General features: G+C 62.4%; 14 protein-coding genes, 1 other RNA gene and 1 pseudogene. 6 read left to right on the top strand and 10 right to left on the bottom strand.

Features of this window, described 5'->3' with window-relative positions:
* Window positions 1–132: 132 nt before the first annotated feature.
* Window positions 133–705: a sigma-70 family RNA polymerase sigma factor gene (locus ACD584_RS08720; protein WP_042594995.1), complete on the bottom strand. Its 573-nt coding sequence runs from the start codon at window positions 703–705 to the stop codon at window positions 133–135.
* 87 nt (window positions 706–792) lie between these two features.
* Window positions 793–2,277 carry a VWA domain-containing protein gene (locus ACD584_RS08725; RefSeq protein ID WP_217694195.1) on the bottom strand — a complete coding sequence of 495 codons (1,485 nt, stop codon included), beginning with the start codon at window positions 2,275–2,277 and terminating at the stop codon, window positions 793–795.
* Between the two features lie 597 nt (window positions 2,278–2,874).
* On the opposite strand from ACD584_RS08725, the gene ACD584_RS08730 reads away from it, so the two are divergent.
* Together ACD584_RS08730 and ACD584_RS08735 are read left to right on the top strand one after the other, a co-directional pair.
* Entirely contained in the window at window positions 2,875–3,939 is a 1,065-nt protein-coding gene (locus ACD584_RS08730) for a N(4)-(beta-N-acetylglucosaminyl)-L-asparaginase (RefSeq protein WP_076036991.1), read from the top strand.
* Window positions 3,936–4,679: a copper homeostasis protein CutC gene (locus ACD584_RS08735; RefSeq protein WP_165349441.1), complete on the top strand. Its 744-nt coding sequence runs from the start codon at window positions 3,936–3,938 to the stop codon at window positions 4,677–4,679. The genes ACD584_RS08730 and ACD584_RS08735 overlap by 4 nt, the downstream gene beginning before the upstream one ends.
* 362 nt (window positions 4,680–5,041) lie before the next feature.
* Here ACD584_RS08735 and ACD584_RS08740 read toward each other — a convergent pair.
* Together ACD584_RS08740 and ACD584_RS08745 are read right to left on the bottom strand one after the other, a co-directional pair.
* Window positions 5,042–5,116, bottom strand: a non-coding RNA gene (locus ACD584_RS08740) — sX9 sRNA.
* A 61-nt stretch (window positions 5,117–5,177) separates the two neighbouring features.
* A pseudogene (locus tag ACD584_RS08745) lies at window positions 5,178–5,933 on the bottom strand (class I SAM-dependent methyltransferase).
* 438 nt (window positions 5,934–6,371) lie between these two features.
* Here ACD584_RS08745 and ACD584_RS08750 point away from each other — a divergent pair.
* Genes ACD584_RS08750 through ACD584_RS08760 form a run of 3 tightly spaced genes read left to right on the top strand, consistent with a single transcriptional unit; the run spans window position 6,372 to window position 9,377 of the window.
* Complete coding sequence (locus tag ACD584_RS08750) at window positions 6,372–7,772, top strand: cytochrome P450 (protein WP_076036990.1); 1,401 nt, start codon at window positions 6,372–6,374, stop codon at window positions 7,770–7,772.
* Window positions 7,765–8,679, top strand: a complete 915-nt coding sequence (locus ACD584_RS08755) for a sulfotransferase domain-containing protein (protein WP_011038034.1) — start codon at window positions 7,765–7,767, stop codon at window positions 8,677–8,679. The genes ACD584_RS08750 and ACD584_RS08755 overlap by 8 nt, the downstream gene beginning before the upstream one ends.
* A complete protein-coding gene (locus tag ACD584_RS08760) occupies window positions 8,676–9,377 on the top strand; it encodes a sulfotransferase family protein (protein WP_040940882.1) in 702 nt (233 codons plus the stop codon). The genes ACD584_RS08755 and ACD584_RS08760 overlap by 4 nt, the downstream gene beginning before the upstream one ends.
* A gap of 386 nt (window positions 9,378–9,763) precedes the next feature.
* Here the strand turns inward: ACD584_RS08760 and ACD584_RS08765 are convergent, their stop codons facing one another.
* Window positions 9,764–10,831 (bottom strand): exo-alpha-sialidase, encoded by a 1,068-nt coding sequence (locus tag ACD584_RS08765; RefSeq protein WP_040940883.1) that lies wholly within the window; start codon window positions 10,829–10,831, stop codon window positions 9,764–9,766.
* 399 nt (window positions 10,832–11,230) lie between these two features.
* On the opposite strand from ACD584_RS08765, the gene ACD584_RS08770 reads away from it, so the two are divergent.
* On the top strand, window positions 11,231–11,554 hold the full coding sequence (locus ACD584_RS08770) for a RebB family R body protein (protein ID WP_076036989.1): 324 nt from the start codon (window positions 11,231–11,233) through the stop codon (window positions 11,552–11,554).
* Between the two features lie 68 nt (window positions 11,555–11,622).
* On the opposite strand, the gene ACD584_RS08775 is transcribed toward ACD584_RS08770, so the two are convergent.
* From ACD584_RS08775 to rhuM, 5 genes are all read right to left on the bottom strand, one after another.
* The gene (locus ACD584_RS08775) at window positions 11,623–11,838 is read right to left on the bottom strand and encodes a hypothetical protein (RefSeq protein ID WP_006448659.1); all 216 of its coding nucleotides are present in this window, start codon (window positions 11,836–11,838) and stop codon (window positions 11,623–11,625) included.
* A 429-nt stretch (window positions 11,839–12,267) separates the two neighbouring features.
* Entirely contained in the window at window positions 12,268–13,014 is a 747-nt protein-coding gene (locus ACD584_RS08780; protein ID WP_076036988.1) for a SprT family zinc-dependent metalloprotease, read from the bottom strand.
* Window positions 13,011–16,301 carry a type I restriction endonuclease subunit R gene (locus ACD584_RS08785; protein WP_076036987.1) on the bottom strand — a complete coding sequence of 1,097 codons (3,291 nt, stop codon included), beginning with the start codon at window positions 16,299–16,301 and terminating at the stop codon, window positions 13,011–13,013. The genes ACD584_RS08780 and ACD584_RS08785 overlap by 4 nt, the downstream gene beginning before the upstream one ends.
* Window positions 16,298–17,518: a restriction endonuclease subunit S gene (locus tag ACD584_RS08790; RefSeq protein WP_075285460.1), complete on the bottom strand. Its 1,221-nt coding sequence runs from the start codon at window positions 17,516–17,518 to the stop codon at window positions 16,298–16,300. Before ACD584_RS08790 ends, ACD584_RS08785 begins: the two co-directional genes overlap by 4 nt.
* Window positions 17,508–18,098, bottom strand: coding sequence for a RhuM family protein (gene rhuM / locus ACD584_RS08795; RefSeq protein ID WP_228438009.1), 591 nt, complete (start codon window positions 18,096–18,098; stop codon window positions 17,508–17,510). The genes ACD584_RS08790 and rhuM overlap by 11 nt, the downstream gene beginning before the upstream one ends.
* Window positions 18,099–18,188 lie beyond the last annotated feature (90 nt).

The raw sequence follows: 18,188 nt of genomic DNA on the forward strand, positions 1-18,188 counted from the left end.
TTGCCGCATGCGCCACCGATGCTGCCTGCACAAACCACGCATCCATCCCCGCTGGGGGCGCGTACGCAGGCAGTGCGCGCAGCAGCGCCGAGATGCCGTCTTCGCCCGCCAGGAACTGCTCGAACAGTGCGCTCATTGCACCGCATCCAGGCTGACGCGCAGCTTGGCGAATGCATAGCGCAGGCGGCTTTTCACGGTCTCGAAGCCTTCGCCCACCACGTGGGCGATTTCTTCAACACCAAGTTCGGCAAAGAACCGCAGCACCACCACTTCGCGCTGCGCATCCGGCAAGGCCATGACCGCAGCGCGCACCCGGTGCTGCTGTTGACCAAGCATCGCCAACTGCTCGCCCGACAACTCCTGGTCGGGCAGTTGCAGATGCGCGTCGTCCAGCGCGGTCGAGGTGGTGTGGTGGGCGCTGCGGCGCGTGTCGATCCACGCATTGCGGCCGATCTGGAACAGGAATGTGGTGAACGCGGCCTGCCCCGGCCGGTAGTCGCTGCATCGGGTCATCAGCTTGACCCAGGTCTTCTGGGCCAGGTCTTCGGCCTCGCTGAGGTTGCCCTCGCAGAGCCAGGCCAGAAAATTGAACAGCGCACGGTTGTGGCGCTGGAACAGCATGCTTGCCGGTTGCTCGATGAAGCCATTGGCGACAAGGAGCATGAGCTCCTCGTCGGGAAGTTGCGCAAGATCGGTCGATGGCATGCGCGCAGTGTAGAGCGCGTGCTGCGTGGTGCAATGGCTCATTGCCAGCTCAGCGCGCATGCCATCTCCCGGGGAACGACCTGGGGATCAGTCGTTAGTGGCAAGCGGCCGGCTGCTCAATGCGTCTGCCTGCTGCAGCAGCTGCAGGAAATCGGCGCGGTAGCCATGCCGGTCGCTGCCCAGGCTGCCAGCCGCCAATGCGCGCAGCTGCGGGTAATCCCAGCCGTGCAGCTGGCTGCCGCCACGCAGCCGTTGACCAAAGCCGGCCACCGCTGCCGAAAAGCGGAACGCATCGCTGGTGGCAGCCAGCGCTTGCTGCTGGTTGGCACGCACCACGGTATCGAGCAGGCGGCTGCGCTGCGCCTCCGGCAGCTTGTAGCGCAGCTTGACGTGCGCCAGCTCGTTGCCGGTCACCGGCTGCTGGCGCCGCGCCGCGGTGGTGGCGTAACGCAGCGGGTCGACGGAGGCGGTGCCCTGTGCCGGGGTAATTTCATACAGTGCGGTGACGGTGTGTCCGGCGCCGATGTCGCCGGCGTCGACCTGGTCGTTGTTGAAATCCTCGCGGCGCAGGGCACGGTTTTCATAGCCGATCAGGCGGTATTCCTTGACCGTGCCTGGGTTGAATTCGACCTGGATCTTGACGTCGCGCGCGATGGTGGCCAGTGTCGACCCCAGTTCGTGGGTGAGCACCTTGCGTGCCTCCAGCGCCGAGTCGATGTAGGCGTAGGCGCCATCGCCAGCGTCGGCCAGTTGCTCCATCAGCGTGTCGTTGTAGTTGCCGGTGCCAAAGCCGAGCGTGCTCAGTGCCACGCCGGAACGGCGCTTTTCGGCCACCATGCCCTTGAGCTGGTCGAAATCGGTGACGCCCACGTTGAAGTCGCCATCGGTGGCCAGCAGGATGCGGTTGATGCCGCCGCGCAGATACGCCTGCTGCGCCGCTTTGTAGGCCAGCTCGATGCCACTGGCACCGGCGGTGCCGCCGCCCGATTGCAGGCTGTCGATGGCTTCGACGATGCGCGTTTGTTGGTCGCCGGATGTGGGCGGCAACACCACCGCGGTGCTGCCGGCGTAGGTCACCAGGGTGATGCGATCCTGCTTCCGCAGTTGCCGCACCAGCAATTTGAGCGATGACTGCAGCAGCGGCAATTTGTCTGGCGCGCCCATCGAGCCGGAGACATCCACCAGGAACACCAGGTTGGCGGCCGGCAACGCGGCGGTTGGCACATCGCGGCCGGCCACGCCGATGCGCAGCAGCAGCGTGTCGGTGTTCCAGGGCGTGGGAGCCAGTTCTGTGCGGACCGCAAACGGCGTGCCATCCGTCGGCGCCGGATCGTCGTAGCGGAAATAGTTGATCAGTTCTTCTACGCGCACTGCATCCACCGGTGGCAAGGTGCCGGCATTCAAGAAGCGGCGCACATTGCTGTAGCTGCCGGTATCCACGTCGATGCTGAAGGTGGAGACCGGCTGTTCGGCTGCCTGCACGATCGGGTTGTCGCTCAGCGTTTGATAGGTCTCACGGTTCTCGGTGGGCGGGCTGGGCGGCATTGGCATCAGGCGCTCATGCATGTGCATCGGCGCTGCGAGTGCGGCCGCCGGGGCAGGGGCTGCGGGGGTGGAAAGCACCGGCGGTGCAGGCAGCATTGGGCGTGAGGCTGTCTTGGAGGCCTGCACGTTCCCTTGTGCGCGCTGGCGCAGGGAGCTTTCGACCTGGGGCGCCACCAAGCTGGTCTCGGGTAACGGCAGGTTTGCGGCCGAGTCCGCTACCGGTGGCTGCTGTTCGCGTGGTGTGGCAGCGTCGTGGGTGAGCGACGGGGTGGCGGGCTGATTGCTGCTGCAGGCGCCCAGGAGCAGGGCGAGCGCAAGAAGGCTGTGGCGCGGCATACAACGTCCTTTGCTTGTCGTGAACAAGCGTGGCGAGAAAAGAGGTCCGGAGGTCGCCGTGCACTGCGCCTCTGAACGTCTAACGGGCCAGGATGGGAAACGGGGTTAACCGATGCGACATTTTTTTCGCCGACTTGGCGGCTGCGCTCGCGCTGCCGTGGTTCGCGTTGTGCGTGGATCCGCATGCACCGCAGCGGCGTTGTGGTTTATCGGCGCGCCACGCTGTCGCATCATGGGAGGCTGCCGCTGATTGCGCGGTCACCTGTTTCCGTCACGGAGTGCATCTGGATGATCCAACGTCGTCACTTCCTCAAGAGCGCCACGCTGGGCGCCATTGCCTCAGGGCTGGCCGGGTGGGGGGCGCGTGCGCAGGCAGCTGCGGGTGCGGCTAGCACGGCACGCGTGCCGGTCCTGCCCGCTGGCGCGCCGCGGGTGATCTCCACCTGGGATTTCGGCATCGCCGCCAATCAGGCGGCCTGGGACATTCTGAAAGCCGGCGGCAAGGCGCTGGATGCGGTGGAAGCGGGCGTGCGCGTGCCCGAGGCCGATGCCAGCAATCCCACCGTGGGCCTGGGTGGCTATCCGGATCGCGACGGGCGGGTGACCCTTGATGCCTGCATCATGGATCACCTTGGCAATTGCGGTGCGGTGGCTTCGCTGGAAGATGTGGTGCACGCCATCTCGGTGGCGCGCGCGGTGATGGAAAAAACGCCGCACGTGATGCTGGTAGGCGATGGTGCGCGGCAGTTCGCGCTTGAGCAGGGGTTCCCAAAGACCAAGCTGCTGACGCCCAGTTCGGAGGCGGCGTGGAAGGAGTGGCTGAAGACGTCCAGGTATTCGCCCGAAGCCAATATCGAAAACCGCGCCTGGCGCGATGCCAAGCTGCCAGGTGGCAAGGACAACCACGACACCATCGGCATGCTGGCACTCGATGCGCACGGCAATCTGTCCGGCGCGTGTACCACCAGTGGCATGGCGTGGAAGATGCACGGCCGGGTCGGCGACAGCCCGATCATCGGAGCGGGCCTGTATGTGGACAACGAAGTGGGCGGCGCCACCTCCACCGGCGTGGGCGAAGAAGTGATTCGCAATGTCGGCAGCTTTGCGGTGGTGGAAATGATGCGCCAGGGAAAGTCGCCAGCGCAGGCCTGCCGCGAGGTGGTGATGCGGCTGGTGCGGCGCAAGCCCGAGCTTACGCGCACGCTGCAGGTGGGCTTTCTGGCGATGAACAAACGCGGCGAGGTCGGCGCGTTCGCGATCCAGAAGGGTTTCAGTTACGCGGTCTGCGATGCGCAGCGGCAGGACCTGCTGGTGCCCGGTGAGAGCCACTACCGCAACGAGCCCGCCGCATGAGTGCGGCAGACGTCGTGGTGGGACTGGAAGTGGCGGCCGATTCGGTGGGCTCGGCATTGGCCGCGCAGGATGGCGGTGCGATCCGCGTCGAACTCTGCGGCGGGCTGGATGGCGGTGGGCTGACGCCCTCGTTCGGCACCTTGGCAGTGGTGCGCGAACGCTTACATATTCCGCTGTATGTGCTGATCCGCCCGCGCGTGGGCGATTTTGTTTTCGACGCCGCGGAAGTGGAGGTGATGCGGCGCGACGTGGAGCAGTGCGTGCGGCTGGGCTGCGACGGCGTGGTACTGGGCGCGCTGGATCCGCAGGGGCAAGTCGACCTGCCGGCGATGCGTGCGTTGATCGAGGCCGCAGGGACGCTGGGGGTGACGTTCCATCGCGCGATCGATGTCAGCGCCGATCCCGCACGCGTGCTGGAGGATGCGATTGCGCTGGGTTGCGAGCGTGTGTTGACCTCGGGTGCGCGTGCGAGCGCGCTTGAGGGGGTAGAGACCATTGCCGCCCTGGTGCGACAGGCCGGCGAGCGGATCAGCATCATGCCGGGTGCGGGTGTCTCGGCGGCCAATGTGCAGGCACTGCGCGCAGGCACCGGTGCGCGCGAATTTCATGCCTCGGCGCGTGGCCCGGTGGCGGCACAGGTGCATGCACCGCATCCGTACATCACTGACCTGGGCGGCGATTATCAACGCACCGACGTGGCGCGCGTGCGCAGCATCGTGCAGTTGTTGCAGACAGCGTAAGTGGCGGGTGCGGGCGGGTTGCTACTAGGTGTTGTCTGCCTGTGCTCTAGGTCATCTGAGCGCGATGCGCCTGGGTCTATCAGCTGTCGGGACTTCGAGTGAAAACGCAGCCTGAAAACGTCTTCAGTGCAGCGGGCGTGTCGGCGCAAGGCGTCAGCGAGGACCTGCCAACACAAGCTCCTCCCGCCTCGGGAAAGGAAGCGAGGTTGAGGGCGCGATCGCTCACCTTTTGAAAGCGATACGCGTAAATCGCAGCTGACTAAAAAGCGCAAGGCCGTGCCGGCTCATTTTCATCGAGAATGTTTCTCTCAGCTTGCTCCATCTTTTTTAATCGCAATGAGGCAACTCCGACGACTTAGAGCGGCTAACAAAACGCAGCGAGCAGTCGTCAGGTGGGTGCGGACGGCGCGGAGGAACCGGAGTGTACGGGGGTATATGCCGATTCCGAGCACCGGCCGCGCCCGCCTGGCGGCTGCGCAGTAGTTTTGATAGCTGCTCTTAGGCCGTAGCAGCGTTTGCCGGGACGTAAACCGAGATCTGGATTCGACTATGCGCACCATAGGGTTCGCGTCCCCAGTCCCCCCACCGCACCTGTAGGCGCAACCCTGCGATCCGCGCCATCAAATCAAGTTCCGATGGCTAGACGTAACGCCGGCGCTCAGTGAAGATGCGCGTGCCGTCCTCGCCCAGGACTACCACGCGCTGATCGAGGCGCTGCTGCACTGGGTCGGTTTGCGAGCACACCAGCATCACTGCGGCGCCCGTGCCCTGCGTCTCCGGCACGTCGATCACTTGGCTCACCTTTCCGCGGCTGTCGAAAAGTTCGGCGCCGGGCACTGCAGTCTGGATCACGAGCTTGCCATCGGGCGCCAAGCAACGCGCTGCATTGATGATGCAGCGCAACTGCTCGGCCTGGGTAAGCAGATAGCCGAAGGAGGCCGCCGCGTAGATCAGGCCGAATGGCCCAGTGAACGGCATGTCAACAAAATCGGCACAAACCAGTTACAGCTGCTCGCTACCGGGTTTTGCACGCAATGCGTCCAGCATCGCAGGTGCGTTGTCGATACCAGCGACCGGCACGCCTCGCTGCGATAACGGCAGCCCGATGCGCCCGCTGCCGATGCCCAACTCCAGTGATGTTCGTCCATCAGCCAGTTCGGCCAGGATTTGCACGCATCGCTGCAGCGCCTGCCAACGATCATGAAAGCTGTCGTAGAACAAGGAAATTCGATCGTACTGGTGAGAGGCAGGCATATATCGCGCTCGCTTGCAAACCTACTCGACAATAATACGCGGTGCTGACGGCATCGCTCTGTTCGTGACAGAAGCTGCGTATGCACACTTTTCGTTTCTCGGGATATTTTTGCGCAAACCAGCTTGCCTCGCACAGCGTGCAACCCAAAGATCGAATAGTCATTTCGATGATTTCTGCGAAAAGACGCTCCGTTATCAATATCTCCTAAAGGAATATTCTCATGAAACGAGTCTTACACGCGCTGATGCGTTGGGTCCAGGTCATTGGTGGCCGCAAACTTGGCTGCATCTACACATATTGACTCTCTACACGGTTTCGGAAGAGGAGGTTTCTCCTCCTCTTCCGCAGTGCGCATGTTAAGGCAGGACCGGTCTCGTAGTTATCTTCAAGATTCTCCACGTGACCGTTATTAGTCGCCGACAATCTGTGAGGCGCGCATGAGTTCAGGTAGCAATAACGCTATCCCCCCCGGCCCGACCGGACACTGGGCATTCGGTAATCGGCGGCAGTTTTCCCACAATCCTTTGTCATTTCTCCAGGACTGCGCGCGCAAGTACGGCGATGTGGTCAAAGTTGCCGATCAAACCTACCTGCTAGCCGCACCGGCCACGATCGGTACAGTGCTGGGCGACGACGGTAAGCTTTACGGGAAGGCTGACCCTGACCCGGACCCGGGCATGCGGCGCCCTGCATTCCCTGCTTCTGTGATGAACAGCTCGGGCGCGGTCTGGCAGCATAAGCGGCGGACGCTTATGCCTGCATTTCGCGCTGCGCTGGTACGCGAATCTGCAATGCAGGCGTCGGCGGCCACCCGCTCGCTCTTGCATGAGCTGGGCGACTCATGCGCGACACAAGACATGCGCACGCTGATGACTGGGCTGTGCGCGCAGTTGGGAGCTGGCTTCCTGCTTGGAGATTCGGAGAATGCAGCGGACTTGCTCCGCATGCTGCCCATGGTCGATGCCATCTCCAAGCAGACGCGTCGTCAATCCCTGGCGCCGACCTGGTGGCCATCATCAGGCCGGCGTCGCTTGCGCCGCTTACGCGCGGACATCGACATGGCGTTGGATCGGATATTGATGCAAAGCACGCAGCGTCCGCCGCGCGCAGCATCGGTGCTGGCGCTACTGCTAGCCGAAACCGCGCGAGACGACGGCGACTGGTGCCGCGACGAAGCGGCGGCGATACTGATGTCGGCACTGGAGCCGATGTCGGCAGCGCTGACCTGGACCTTGTTATTACTGGCTCAGCACCCGCACATCGCGCAGGAGGTGGCGCAAGAAGCCAGCGCACTGGACGGCGCCGATGTCGCTTCAGGCACCAGCTTGCTTGACCGGTTGCCGCAATCGCGGGCCTGCGTCAAGGAGTCAATGCGTCTGTATCCACCGGCATGGATAACCGCAAGGATTGCGCAACGCGACGCCACATTGAATGGCTTCCATGTTCCACGTGGCACCCAATTGCTCGTCAGTGCATGGGTCGTGCATCGCGACGGGCGCCATTTTCCCGACCCTGAGATTTTCCTGCCCGCGCGCTGGCTTGACGACAGCGCCACCCACTCGCTGACGCGTTATAGCTACTTCCCCTTTGGCGGTGGCCCACGTAGCTGCATTGGTAGCATGTTGGCGCTGACCCAGATGACCATAGTCATCGCTACCGTGTTGCATGCATGTAGCCTGCATCTGGCTCCTGACGCGCGGCCGTCGCCCTTTCCCGCTCTTGTGTTGCGGCCAATGGATGTGCGTATCGCGCTGCGGCCACGAGTGATACGCTCAGTTGTGCCATCGCGGGCGCATGCCTCCCCGGTACGTCTCGCTTCGGTAACGCCCAATGATTAGTCAGCATGTTCGAAAGAAAACGCGGGAATATCCCAACCGATTTTTCGATTCCAGCGTATGGAATGATCTGGCGCTACGCCGGGGCGATATCGTAATCGCCAGTTACGCCAAAGCAGGCACGACCTGGCTGCAGCAGATTGTGGCCCAACTGATCTTCGGCGGTGAACCGAACATTGATGTCTCTGCCATCTCCCCTTGGGTAGACGGGGTCTATCCGGATAAGGCGACCAAGCTCGCGCTGCTGGAGGCGCAGAGCCAGCGGCGCTTCATGAAGACACACTTGCCGGCCGATGCGTTGGTGACTAGTCCGCTCGCCAGATACCTTTACATCGGCCGCGACGGCCGCGACATTGCACTGAGCCTGTACGACCATCAATGCGCGGTAAGCCAGGATGCGCAGGCACGCGTGCACGCTAATGGCGGCAAATCCGGCAAGTTGCGTGTGGTGTCGCCGCCGGGCCTGCCGCGTGATGCCTACGTGGCGCATTGGCTCGAATACGATGGAGCGCCGTTCTGGCCATTATGGGAAAACGTGCGGTCATGGTGGGAACGACGCGAGGACGCGAATGTGCTGCTACTGCACTACGCCGATCTGCTAGATGACCTGCCCGGCCAGATCCGTCTCATTGCCGCTTTTCTCGGCATTACGGTCGCTCAAGACAGGTGGGATGCGATTGTGGCGCACTGCCGCTTCGACTATATGCGGCAGCATGCGGCGCGCTACGTGCCGCAGGGTACCGGTTTGTGGCGCGAAGACGGAAAGGCGTTTTTCAACCAGGGACGAATCGGCCGCTGGCGTGAGGTCTTGCCGGCTGAGCTAAATACCGCTTACTCCCGGCGCGCAGAGGCGGAGCTAGGCCGGGACGCAGCGCAGTGGCTGGCCCACGGCCAGACGCAAACGTCGTGAGTCTCCAGTTCATTGGAGCCGGCCTGGGTCGTACGGGCACTCTTTCGCTAAAGCTGGCGCTCGAACGGCTCGGTGTGGGCCGGTGCTATCACGCTATGGAATTGGCGGCGAACCTGCGTCAGGACTTGCCGCAATGGGAGTCTGCCATCGACGGGCGCCCCGACTGGGACAGAATTTTCGCCGGCTATGCGGCGACCACCGACTATCCCGGCTGCTGTTTTTGGATGGAACTGGCCGCGCGTTATCCACATGCCAAAGTGATTCTGACCGTGCGCGATCCTGACGCGTGGTTCGATTCGGTAAGCGCGACGATTTTCTCGGGTAGTAACAATTTACCGTCGCTGTTTGGTAGCCGTGGGCAGCGCCTGAGTCAGTTCCTGCGCCGCGATCTGGGCGCGCGCCTTGGAGAGCGCGCTTTTATGACCGACTACTTCCGACGCTGGAACCGGGCTGTGATCACGCATATACCGGCGCCGCGCCTGCTAGTGCTCGATACCGATACCGAATCGAGCTGGGAACGACTGTGCGCGTTCTTGGCGCTGCCAGTGCCGGCGTTCCCCTATCCGCGTGTCCATATGCGCGGAGCCAGCGTGCCACAGCGTCCGCTTCCAACGGAGCCTGCACTAATCGAACAACGCATGCGCACTTATCTGGACCGGCTCGCCGAGGAGGCCTTTGCTCCGCCGACGGCCCCATAGCGGCGGCATATGTATATGCATGCGCATGAGCGAGACTGGGCGGGAGCAGCCTTGCATGCCGCGAGCGGGTGGAAAAGGTGCGCGGTTGGGTCACCTGTAACGTTCGGGACTTGGGGTTGACTGCGGAGGCGGTGCCTCGGTGACAAGAAGCGTTGCGTCTGAGCAATTAATCATGGCAGAGCGTGGGCATGCGGACATCAAGAGTGAACACGGCAGATGCAGGTGCGGTGGTATCCGAAGACATCAGTGACGCCCGCATGATTCTTCCTATGTCCTTGAGGGTCCACGCAGCATCCTCCGTTGACCACTCGCTGTATCAGCTGTCGCGAACCCTGCAACCGTCTTTATGGAGCATCAGACCCGCTCACTCAGCGCACCAATCCCAATCAACGCACTTTTAATTTCGCCGGGTCGATCACCACATGCTTGATGCGCTGGCGCTTCCAGGTGTAGCTGATGTGCACCAGGCCATCGCGGGTTTGGATCACGGCCGGGTACGAGAATTCATCTTTCGGGCTGTCTTCCAGGGTGAGCACGCGGCGCCACTGCACGCCGTCGTCTGACACCGCAACGGCCAGCGTGCCGCGGCCATCCCACCATTGCTTGCCGGCAATGCCCGGGTTGTAGACGAGCAGGGCACGGCCGTCGTGCAGCATCACGGCATCCGTGCCGCTGTTGGGGTTCTCCACGTCCAGCAATTGCATTGGCTGCCAGTGCAGCCCGCCATCGTCGGAGAAGGCACTGAACAGTTTGTTTTGCTGGCTGCGGCCAAGCGCCTGCAGGCGGCCATCGGCGTGCAGCAACAGGCTGGGCTGGATGGCGCCGATGGTGGCGGCGTCGTTGAGCGGCAGGCCTCGCTGCCAGTGCGCACCGTCGTCGTCGCTCCATTCCAGATGCGCGCGCCAGCCACGGTCTTCGCCGCTGCTGGGTGCCAGGATGCGTCCGCTCGGCAATTGCACCGGCTTGTTCTTGATCGGGCCGAGAATGCCGTCTGGCAGGCGCTGCGGTGGCGACCAGTGCGCACCGTTGTCGCTGGAGGTGATGCGCAGGCCCCACCAATCGCGCGGATTCGGGCCGAGCTTGTAGTACAGCTGCACCGGCCCGGTGGCGGACTGAAACAGCACCGGATTCCAGGCCGGCAGTGCGGCGCCATCCACGCCTGCGTGTGCGCCGTCTGCGATGCGGCGCGGTGTCTGCCAGTGCTGCGGGCCGCGTTGGGCGAGCCAGATACCGACATCGGCCGCACCCTCGTGTGCGCCGCCGAACCAGGCCGCCAGCAGCGTGCCGTCGCGGGTTTCCAACAGCGTAGAGGCGTGCGCCTGTGGCGTCGGTGCCTGGTCGGCAATGAACTCGCTGAGCATGATCGGTGAGGGCGGCGGCATGGGCGATTTGGCTTGAACTGCGTAGGCAGCAAGGCTCGCAACAAGGCAGGTCAGCAGGCGTGACAGCGGCATTGTGGTCCAGTCCTGTGTAGATTTTAAAGATACCTATTTATCATCTATTAAATACCATGTGCTCTGGTCAACCCAGGCGGCCGTGGTCGCCGACCACTGCGAGGACCCGCGATGTCGTCACACCCGCTCTCCCCATTGCGCTGACTGGCCGCACTTGGCCTGACCGCGTTGACCCTGCCCACTGCCATCGCGCAGAACTTCGCTGCGCCTGCGATGTGCATTGCGTAGGTGTTGTGGGGATTCAGTCGCACGCGCGCAGGCCGTTATCGAGATGACACGGTGTGCGTGGGCTGCTGCATGGTCAGCGCACCGCGCGCAGTAGGCAGGTGCGGTTGGCTTCCAGCGCAGATCGGTCTGCAAACGCGCATGCCGTGTATCCGTCCACTCAGGAGCGCGCACATGGCTTTTCCAACCGCAGTCAACGATCACATCACCGATGCCGTCACGCAGACCAACGTCAAGGTGATCGGCGAAGCGTCTGCAATGGCGATGGGTACGATCTACCAGAGCATGGCGCATGCGACCGGCACCCTGTTTCAGAACGCGGCGCAACAACAGCAATACACCTTGGCGCAGGCGGCAACCACGCAGGGCGTGATGCAGATCTACAGCATCGATACGACCGCTACGGCGGCGGACGTCGAGAAGGTCGCGCAAGTGGGCGTGGCCGACAATCTGACCAGTCTGCTCACCGTGCTCAAGGCGTTCAACGGCGGCAAGTAATGGCGATTGGCGACAGCTGCAGTGCTGTCGCCACTGGTGCAGTTGCTGACGCGAGCGCGTCGTCTCGCTCAGGCCGCATCGTTGTCGCGCGCTTGTGGCGGCAGCAGGATCTGCGGCTGTTTGGCCGAGTGGGTCTGGCACAAGAACGTCATCAGGTGCGCCGCTTCGGTGCTGCCGATCGGCTGGCTGGGCGCGGGCTTGCTGTGGACGTGTTCGGCAAAGGCGTGCTGGGTCTGCTCCGGAACCGCGGAGACAGGGTCTTGCGTAACGGTGGACGACGACATGAAACGCTCCTGGAACTCACCAACCGACCGTCGCTCGATGGAACGACGGGAATGCGCCACTGCCTTCCACAACGGCGTGAGCCGGTGATCTTGCCTGGAATGCCATCCGTTCGATACAACAATTGGTAGCAGACGCTGCGCAGGCGGCGGACGTACAGATAACGGCGCGGGCGCGGCGGTCTGAAGGGCTGTTGCTGAGAGATGCAAACATCTCTGGCAGATCCGGTTCACGTTCTGGCAACGCATGCAGCGGAGTCAGCCAAGAACCATTGCCCCAGCAGACAGCAGACAGCAGTCAGCAATAAGCAGTAAGCAGTAAGCAGTAAGCAGTAAGCAGTAAGCAGTAAGCAGTAAGCAGTAAGCCTCCACTACGCCGACCACCCGAACGCTTGCCCCAGGCGGTCGGAGAAGCCCGACTGATCTAATTGCTCAGTGACGCAACGCCAGCTCGGCCAGACTATCCAGGCGTTGTTTGATCTCCCGCCAACCAGGCATATGGGCAGCGAGCAGGCGATAGAAGCCCTTGCCGTGGTTGTGGATTTTCAGATGACACAGCTCATGCAGGATGACGTAATCGATACAGGCGCCCGGGACACGGATAAGACCGAGATTCAAGCTGATCCTTCCCGAGGGTGAACAACTTCCCCACTGGCGCTGCATCATCCGCAGTGAGAGAGGGGGCATCTGTTTGATCCAGCGGAGTTGGGCGGCCATGTTGGCCACGCGCTGCGGTATTAGCAACCTGGCGCGCTCGCGTTGCCAGTCTTCCAGCGCTGCGCGCACCACCTCGGGCGCACGGCTGGGCACCCGTGCTTCGACGTAACCGCAACGCAGGCGGACGTCATGCATCTGGTCGTCAAGGATTACCTTTAGCTGGTAGCGGCGCCCCAGATACAGCACAGTTTCGCCACTGACGTATTCGCGTGGGGTGACATGCCGCAGGCGTTGTTCGATCTCCACCAAGTGCAGGTGGATCCAGCGTGCGCGCCGGGTCAGCGCGCGTCTGATCTGAGTATCGGTCGCCTGCAGCGGCGCATCCAGCCGTACGCAGCCATCGGGTTCCACATGGATGGCCACGCGTTGGGTGCGCCTTAGCGCGGATCGCCGGATCTGGCAGTGGATGCGGCGCTCGCCGTAGCTCACCACCATCTCGGTGTCGTTCTGACCTGGTGTCACGTGCGGCTGAGCCCAATGCGCGTGATGTGCACGACCTGCTCCACGATGGCCTTGGCATGGTCCAGCCCGACCAGATCGAAGATGGGCGGAAGCAAGGTCTGGCGAATCTGCGACTCGATGCTGTGCAGGTTCAACGAGTTCTCGGCAATGGCGGTGCGCACCACGCCATCGATCGTCAGTGCCAGATCGGCCAGATGCGTTGCCTCGGCAGCGCTCTTGGCGTGCATGGCATCCTCGCCCAATTCCAGCAGGATCGCGCCGTAGTAGGCACTGGCATGCGGGTTATCGGCCAATGCCACCGGAATACTGGGGATCTGCCTGGCCTCCAGGCGCTGCTCGAACGCCTTGAACACGGCGTACTGCTTCAACGGGTGGTCGAACATGGCTTCTGCCTCGGCAATGGCCTCACGCAACAGCTCGCCAAAGACTTTTTGCGCGTACGGGTCGCTGGCCAACTCCTGTTCGATGGTCTTGCGCAGACGCGTCTGGATCAGATCGGCCTCGTTGCGGGTCTTCTCTTCCGACCAGGTCTGCGGATCTTCGCGCTTGCCCAATTCGTGCACGACGTAAGCACCGGAGGATTCACGCACCTCGCGGCCGATCACCTGTTTGTCCACCAGCTTGCGGATCTGCTCTTCGTAGATGCTGTAGTCCACGGTTTCCATCGCATCCTGGCGTGCGGTCCTGCGCAACCCGGAGAAGAAACGCAGGTCGCGCTTGTAGCGGTCGATCAATGCATCCGGAAAGGCAGCGTCTTCAAAGAAGCTGCGCGAGGAGAGTGCGGTCTGCAGGCACAGGCCGAACTCGGTCAGCACGGCGGAGAAGTCGTCGCGCAGTTTCTGCCGCTCGTCGTAATCGGCGCCCTCTTCGTCAGCGACGAAGCGCGGGCTCAGGCGCTGCCTGAACTGCTCCGGATCGTCATGGCTGGCCAACCCGTCGAAGAATGCCCATAACCTGGCATTGAGCGCGGGCAAGCGTCTGTACTCGGTACTGATCGCCTGGTACAGGCCCTCGATATCGGCCACATCGAAGCCGCCTTGGGTACGGGTTTCCAGGTCCTGATACGCGCGTACCGCCGTGTCCAGTTCGGTCAGGATACCGCGATAGTCCACCAGGATGCCGTAGCGCTTGGCGTCGTGCAGGCGGTTCACCCGTGCCACCGCCTGGATCAGGTTGTGGCCCTTGAGCGGCTTGTCGATGTAGAGCACCGCATTGCGCGGCTCATCGAAGCCGGTGAGCAGCTTGTCCACCACGATGAGCAGGTCTGGGTCGCCATCGCCACCGAAGTCGCGCACGGTCTGCCGCTCGTACTCGTGCGGATCCAGCCGTTGGTCGGTGATGGCCTGCTTCCACCATTTCTGTACGTCGGGCAGGGTGTCTTCATCAACGTCGCTGTTGCCCTCGCGGGTATCGGGCGGGGAGATCACCACCGCGCCTGTCACCAGGCCGGTCTCGTCCAGGGCGCGCTTGTAGCGGATGGCGTCGCGCTTGCTGTCGGTCGCCAGCTGCCCCTTCAGGCCCAACGGTTTGATGTTCTCGTTGAAGTGCGCGGCAATGTCCCAGGCGATCAGTTCGATGCGGTTGGCCGCCCCATAAATAGCGCGCTTGCTGGCGAACTTCTTTTTCAGATCCGCGCTCTGCGCGTCCGAAAGCCCGGCGGTGATCTTGTCGAACCAGCGCGTGACCGCCGCCGCGTTGACCTCCAGCTCCGGCACGCGTTCTTCGTACAGCAGCGGGGCCACGGTCTGGTCTTCGACTGCGCGTTGCATGGTGTAGGCATGCAGGATCGGGCCGAACTTGTTGGCGGCTTTCTCGTTCTTGAGCAGCGGGGTGCCGGTGAACGCCAGATAGGCTGCATTGGGCAGCGCCTTGCGCATGCGCTCATGGGTTTCGCCGCCGTGGCTGCGGTGGCCTTCATCCACCAGCACGATCAAATCGGCCGAGGCGTTGTGGCACTCGGGCAGCTTGGCGGCGGTAGTGAACTTCTGCACCAGCGAGAAGGTGATGCGCTCGCTGCCCTGGCCGATGCGGCGCGCCAGATCGCGGCCGGTCGTGGCCTTGCTGCGCTCACCTTCTTTTTTGGTGCCGACGGCCGAGCCAAACGCGCCGCCGCTGATGAAGTTGCGCGACAGCTGCGCCTCCAGATCGGTACGGTCGGTCACCACCAGCACCCGGCACTGCGTCAAGGCCGTATCCAGCACCAGCGCCTTGGTCAGAAACACCATGGTGAAGCTCTTGCCCGAGCCGGTGGTGTGCCACAGCACGCCGCCTTGACGTCCGCCGTCGGGGCGATGCGTGCGGATCTGCGCCAGCAATGCGCGGATGCCGAAGAACTGCTGGTAGCGCGCCACGATCTTGCCGACCTTGCGGTCGAACAGCACAAAACCGCGCAGCACCTCCAGCAGCCGGGCCGGGGTGAGCAACCCGGCCAACAGCAGGTCCTGCTCGGTGGGCAGCATGGGCTTGGCCCACAACGCCTGGCAGTAGGCCCGCAGCGGCGCCGGCTTGTCTGCCAGCAGGGCATCGCGGGTAGCCGCAGGCAGTGGCAGGTTCTTGAGGCGGCGCAGCTGCGCCTGGTCGAACTGCTCGTCGCGCCAACGCGCCCAGAATTTGGCCGGGGTGTGCGTGGTGCCGTAGCGCGCCTCGGTCAGGCTGATGGCAACCAACAACTGCGCATAGGCGAACAACTGCGGAATCTCTTCTGCCCGCTGGTTGCGCAATTGCTGGCTCACCGCTTCGGCCACCATCGACTTGCCGGCATGCCCGGCATCGGCGCGCTTGGTTTCGATCACCACCAGCGGGATGCCGTTGACGTAGCCCACGATGTCGGGCGTGCGCGTATGCGTGCCCTGGGTGGAGAGCACCTCGCATTCTTCGGTGATATCCCACAGGTTGTGGGCTGCATCGCCCCAGTCGATCACCGCGATGGTGGGCTGGTGCTTCTTGCCGTCGGGCATGAACTCGGTGACGGTAATGCCCAGCGTTAGCAGTTGATACAGCCGCTCATTGGCGGCCAGCAGCCCATCGCCCAGCGGCAGCGCCGACAGCTCGCGCACGATCTGGTCGATGCCGCTCGGCGAGAGCGGGTAGGTCTGCCCCTTGTAGTCGAAGCGACGGCTCTGCAACGTCTCAATCAGACGCGGCAGCAACAGCACCTCGCGGGTGCTGCCGCGCAGCGCCAGGCATTGCGCACTGCTGAGGTAACGCCAGCCCAGGTTGCACAGCAGGTGCAACGCGGGCAGCTGCGCGCTGGCCTGTTCGCGGGTGTCCGGGGCGCTGTGGGTCATGCGGTTTCTGCCTCGTCGGCGGGCAGGCGCACGCGACGTTTGCCGGTGAGGAGTTGGGACATCAGGGCGGATTTTTCTTCGCGCAGCAGGTCCAGCTGGTTCTTGATCAACGCAACTTCGCGGCCGCCTTGAGCCAACATCGTCGCAATCGCCTGCTGCTCTTCTACGGACGGCAACGGAATGTGGATGCGTTGGAAGTCCTTCCAGCGCAGGCTTCCGCGGCGGTCCACAGAGGCATTGATCGCAGACGCAAATATCTGGCGGTAGTGCTCTGTCTTGAGAAGCGCAAACAGGTAGGCATCAACGACCTTATCGTTTGTCTTGAAGACCGTGTACATAGGGCTGATCAGGCCGGCGTCGTACAAGTTCTGATAGCCGATGGAGCCTTCATCGATATGATTCGTTGCATAGACGAAGCAGCCCCGAGGAGCAACCTTGTAGGTGGACGTATTTAGGCTAAAAACTTGTTTTTTGAAGTATTTCAGTGAATCCACCAGCCCGTGGTGTTTGGTGCAGGACAAGACCGGGTGGGGCTCCGAATCGCCTAATTTTTCGCTTATTTCCGCAGCGACATCGCCGATTCGGGGGTAGTCCCACTCCACTGGAACTGAGCCATAGGGCGTGTTCCTCTTATGCCCACTAGCAGTGAAGCCCGCAAGACGTGCCTTGCCGGTCAATACTTGCTGTGAAAGCAGCATCTTCTGGTGACGACTGTTGGCTAGCAGTCGCTCGGTGGTGGCGATGGCTTGATCCCAGGTCGAAAGCACTTCGACAATTGCAGCTTGCTCTTGCTTAGGTGGCAGTGCCAACTCAAGTTGTTCAAGCCCGGATTTTGTCAGCTTGTAACGACCTACACCCTGCCGGGAAAGAGTCGCGGTCAGATCCCTGTGCATGAAGCAGTAGTAAAACCACTTTGCCAGGCACTCCTTCGAATTGCCGATGATGTGCGCATGATTGTTGACGTTTGCTTTTCCCTCGAAATATAGGGTCATCGGGCGATCCCGGAACTTTAGAAAATGGTCGCCGTCTTCGCCTATGAGCGCAAAGGGTTCATCGATTCGATAGTGATCGATCGCGTCGAGCTTTCCGGTCGGGCCGAAATACGGATACTCACCAGGCATGTTCGCCCGGTCCGTTGCATTTAGTGGAAATCGCAACGTGTTTCTGATTGTGCAACTCTTGCCGACAGTTGTTTTTACCCATCCATCAGGAAGCATTGCTGGATCCTTCCTTATTCAATCGCTTTGTTATTTCGGTTAGCCGTGCCAGGTTGAAAACCCCAACACTTTGCGGTCCAAGCGCTTCTCTACCCGGCATCAACTTCAAATCATCAAGAGGCACGTTTGCCTCCTTACGTGCAGCTATATCCAACGATTCCAATGCCTTGATGTCTTCCACATCCGCCGCCAATGCCTCTGCCGTGCGTCGCTTCGTTTCGAACGCGGCGTAGCGCTCATGCGCAATCTGCTGCATGCGCTCGTGGCTGACCGTACTGGCATCTTTCAACAACGGCCGTTCGTTGAATTCGACAAAGCGGTCCACGTGTTGGCGCCAGTCGTCCATGCGCAAGTCCCGGCGCTGGCTGGCGCGGTCCTTGGCGTAGCCAAAAAACATCAAGGAGATACGGTTCAACTGCGCGACCTTCTCTGGGTCGAGAGCGTTCCTGGCAAAGATGAGGTCGTTCTTGCGCACGCGGCTGGCTTTCCCGCCGGTCAGTGCGATGTTGGGCTTGCTGGGCTTGGCGGGTTCGACCGCCGGTTGCGCAGCGGTCTTCTGGCCGTCGGCGGCAGTTGTCACGTTGTCTTTGACAATTGATGCCTCAATCCGAGCCTGTGAGAGGGATGCCCATCGCTGCAAGCCAGGTAAGGCGGTTGTCCGGATTGCCCT

This window comes from Xanthomonas sp. NCPPB 2922, assembly GCF_041520885.1.
Taxonomy (GTDB): Bacteria; Pseudomonadota; Gammaproteobacteria; order Xanthomonadales; family Xanthomonadaceae; genus Xanthomonas; species Xanthomonas campestris.